The organism is Candidatus Hydrogenedentota bacterium, assembly GCA_012523015.1.
Taxonomy (GTDB): domain Bacteria; phylum Hydrogenedentota; class Hydrogenedentia; order Hydrogenedentales; family CAITNO01; genus JAAYBJ01.
Genome location: JAAYJI010000298.1, coordinates 1 through 3979, shown reverse-complemented (window position 1 = coordinate 3979; position 3979 = coordinate 1). Strand labels below are relative to the sequence as shown.

Below are 3979 nucleotides of genomic sequence, written 5' to 3'. Positions count from 1 at the left end.
GTCACCTTTCGACCTTTTCGTGATGCTATGGGCTGGGGCTTCCACTACGGCCCTTTTCGAGGCCGCTGTTGCAGGTACTTCAATATGGGCGGCACAGGCGGGGTCTACCTCTGCGACGACCATAACCGTCAATTCATTATTGGCTCCCAAGATCCCGAAGCGCTGGCAGAAGTCATAGAAAAAGCCCGGACAGAACTGCTTTTACGATCTGCCCGGGCAGAAAACTTTATGTCTTAGTCAGGGAGAGAGAAGACTGTTAACGGGGGATGCGTTCATCACGGAGTATCTCGCCGCCAAGTTTAATGACCTTTACATGCAGCTCGTCGGGCGACACATCAACGCGAACAGTTGCATCCACGGGATTGGTCATGGCATGAAAAACATTGTCGCCATCTTCACCCGGTTCACACCATTTGTACCGGTGCATGTGACCACTGAGCCATAGTTTAGCGCCCGCTTCATTAATAAGAGGCTGCCACAAACGCCCTACTTCCCGGCAGCCGAAAATGGAATCGCCCAAATACGGAGTAGGCTGATGGGTCAGTGCAATGGTAAATCTGGCATTACGGGCGGCTTCACTTTTCAGGTCTTCCTTCAGCCACGCTGTTTGTTCTGCACGAAATGAATCAAACTCTATAAGATCGGCATATTCTTTGTGGTTGTCTTCCTTGTCTTCGCCTGTATCCAAGGCGAGAAAATGGATACCGCCATGGTCAAAAGAATAGTAGGTACGTCCGTCCCTTCCCGGCACATATTCTTGGAAGCGACGCGCCCAAGCGCCCCGCGTTTCGTGATTGCCGCGGACATAGACGGTTGGAATGGAAGCGCCAAATTTGCGCGCGCAGATGTCATAGAAGGCGTGGAAAAACTGTTTGTCTTTCACAAAGTCATTGACAATATCGCCGTTTAATACCACGAAATCAATGTCATCCCAAACCACATCATTGAACATGCTTTCAAGGCGGTTCGCGTCATCATGAATATCGTTCCACATGACAAAAGAAAAGCGCTCTTTATTCGGGTCAAGGGGCGTACAGCTATAGACGTCGCTTTCAATGGTATCGCCATGCTGTACACGGTAAGGCGTTACATAGCCCTTAAATTCGCGGGAAACCAAGCGGTATTGAAATGCTTTGCCCGGTGTGAGACCGGTGAGCCGCACAGCGTGGCAGGTACTGTCATTGGGAATCAATCCGTTGATACTGGTCACGGCTACGCGGTCCAATTTACCATCCTCACCGTACAATACCTTGGCGGTGGCTTTCTTATTAGTATGCCATGTAACCGTTACTTCGCCGGAACCCGGTGATTGCACGAGGGGCCCATGGTTCACGGCAAAGTTCGCAGGCTCATTGTTATCGCCGTCGCCTGCCGCCAAAGCCAACGCAGGCAACAGCCCCAATCCTAGAAAGCCTGCGCCGCTGCGGCCCATGAAGTTTCGTCGTGAAACAAGAGAAGCGTCTTTTTTAAGGTCATTGTCATTGCTCATAATTGTTTCCTTTTCCGGTTGTATATCACGAAAGAGCGACTCATCCGTTATGAACGGCGGCGCTCCATGGAGTGAAGATTTAAAGAGCATTTCAACAAATGCATCTTCACGCCAAAATATGTTGTTAATTTATGATAGTACTCCATGTATACTCTGCAGTCAAGCCCCAAAGGCTATGGCTGCACTTAGTCTTCCCACAGAATACGGGCAACATAAACGGCATTGTCGGAACCATATTTTTCACAGCCAAGGGGCTGCATCCATTCAGCAACGGTTACCCATGTCTCTTTTTCGTTGATCTCCGCCACCCCAAAATTGCCCAGACGTGCGCCCCGTGACGGGATGAGGTTACGTTCAGTATCACGAATAACCTGCATCGTGTCAGGATTCACTTGAGCCATGCGTAAAGGCGCGCGATGTCTGAATACATGATCATACTCGGGGTCACGTCGGGTATATACCAAAAAGAGCGCGTCCTTGTGGGTAACCCAATGTTGCTGCGTATTGTAACTGCCCAATTCACTGCCGTCATCAAAACACCACGGCCGGGGCTCTTCGAAATGGAGCCCGTCATCACTGCGTGTTACATAGCCTTTCACATCATTGCGCAAGGTCAAATAAAAACGGTTATTGAAGAAACATAAGGAGGGTTCTCCCAATCCGCGGGGGTCGGGAACAGTCATTTCATTCCCGTGTTCCACATACTGTAGTGTCTCGCCGTCGAACCGGCAACGCAGCACCGTGGCCGCTGAACTCTTTTCCCCTTTCGCCTTAAAATAAATGGGCAACAGAATATCGCCATTGGGAAGATCGACACGTTGGGTGCAGCCGGCACCGGAACTAAAAAATTTTGGATCATCCGGCATTTCCAAGGAACGCCACGACGACCAAACCCATTTGTTTTGATCATACCAAGCGTAGGCTGTGGAACGATGATATTCACCGGCTAATTTATCTCCATCGTAACGGGCTTCATGACCGGTACCCAATAATTTTCCCGTAGCGGCGTGCCACTTCGGCGTAAAATCACAAATGACCGAAACCAAGGATTCTTCTTGTCTGCGGCCTAAAGTACCCTGTTCGATGGGTCCGATCCAATGACTGCCCAAATCGTCCGTGCGCATTTCGTTTAAAGCATAAAATACATCGGAACCACTTAAAAGCAATTTCTGCATGGTCATGACTACAATGGGCGTTTCGCCGGGAATGGCTCCGGCGCGGGGGTGAACCCAGCAGGTGACTTTATCAAAACCGGAACTCACTGTATCCAGCTGAATTTGATAATTCACGTTTTCGAGGTCAGCGCCGTAAACCGCAACAGTCCCTGTCCCCAGAACTAACAAGCAGAGCATTGTCCATTTCAAAAAAGCATTCATAGCTATCCTTACCTTCCATTTCTTAGATGATGTACAGCGCAAGCACGCGCTCCAAAGGCAACAAACAGGAACTATGATACACAAATAGCGGTATGCTTTTCTGGCGCAGAAAAAAATGGAGGGAGAAGGCGAAAAGTTTACGTGCAATATTTCCCGTAAATAAAGGAGACGATACGGGAAAGAAAGGATATCATCTGTGGGGCATTTGAAAACTTTTGTTCAAAAGATCACACGGGAGAAAAAGCAAAATAGCGCACATAAATATAAATGCTCGATAACACTAGGGTAAGCAAGGTGATGGGGATACTGTATTTGAGGAAATCGCCAAAGGAAATGCGGTAGCCATTACGTTTGGCAATTTGAACTGTTACCACGTTGGCAGCGGCGCCGAAGATCGTTCCGTTACCGCCGAAACAAGCGCCCAAGGCAAGGGCCCACCACAAAGGATAGGCAACATGCATCGTCATAAACTCCGGTGTTTGATGGAGGTTAAGAAGATCTTGCATGGAGCTTATCAGAGAATTTACCAAGGGAATCAGGGCAATGACAACAGGAATATTGCCAAAGAACGCAGATAAAAGGGCGGACACCCACAGCACCGCCAAGGCGGTGGCATATAAATGCCCACGGGTCACACCAAACAAAACGTGCGCGATCTTTTCAAATAAACCGTTATGCTCCAGAGCGCCGACCAACATGAATAAGCCCATGAGAAAGAGAATCGTTTCCCATTCCACTTTTTCCATGGCGGCGCGCAAATCACTTTTTGTGTAGACCACCATAATCAAAGCGCCGGAAAGAGCAATAATACCGGGCTGTAAATTTAAAACATGGCTCATGCTGAAGCCGGCAAGAATAAAGGAAAAGACGATTAAGCCACGCTTCAAGCGCCAGGGATCCAGAATCGCTTTCGATGGATGGGCTTTCATAATGCGCGCACGCAATGCGCCCGTCGTTTTTAAACGATTACGCTGCGACAGGAAAATGAACAAGAAAACGACCACGCACGACAGGATGACGATGGGCGTCAGATGCAGCAAAAAAGCGTTGAACGACAAGCCGCCCCGCGAACCGATCAAAATGTTGGGCGGGTCGCCCACGAGTGTGGCAGTAC

Annotated in this window: 4 protein-coding genes; 1 reads left to right on the top strand and 3 read right to left on the bottom strand. The window is 49.2% G+C overall.

Features of this window, described 5'->3' with window-relative positions; genetic code table 11:
* Positions 1-237 (top strand): hypothetical protein (locus GX117_13115; protein ID NLO34269.1); only part of this gene is annotated, 237 nt, incomplete at its 5' end.
* Positions 238-256: 19 nt separating this feature from the next.
* Here GX117_13115 and GX117_13110 read toward each other — a convergent pair.
* From GX117_13110 to GX117_13100, 3 genes are all read right to left on the bottom strand, one after another.
* The gene (locus GX117_13110) at positions 257-1489 is read right to left on the bottom strand and encodes a metallophosphoesterase family protein (GenBank protein NLO34268.1); all 1233 of its coding nucleotides are present in this window, start codon (positions 1487-1489) and stop codon (positions 257-259) included.
* 185 nt (positions 1490-1674) lie between these two features.
* Positions 1675-2865, bottom strand: a complete 1191-nt coding sequence (locus tag GX117_13105; GenBank protein NLO34267.1) for an exo-alpha-sialidase — start codon at positions 2863-2865, stop codon at positions 1675-1677.
* A 227-nt stretch (positions 2866-3092) separates the two neighbouring features.
* Positions 3093-3979: hypothetical protein (locus GX117_13100; GenBank protein NLO34266.1), on the bottom strand; the 887-nt coding region annotated here is incomplete at its 5' end.

Excerpts from the sequence above, each read along its gene's own strand:
- GX117_13110 (NLO34268.1), bottom strand. The coding sequence starts at position 1,489 with ATGAGCAATGACAATGACCTTAAAAAAGACGCTTCTCTTGTTTCACGA.
- GX117_13105 (NLO34267.1), bottom strand. The coding sequence starts at position 2,865 with ATGAATGCTTTTTTGAAATGGACAATGCTCTGCTTGTTAGTTCTGGGG.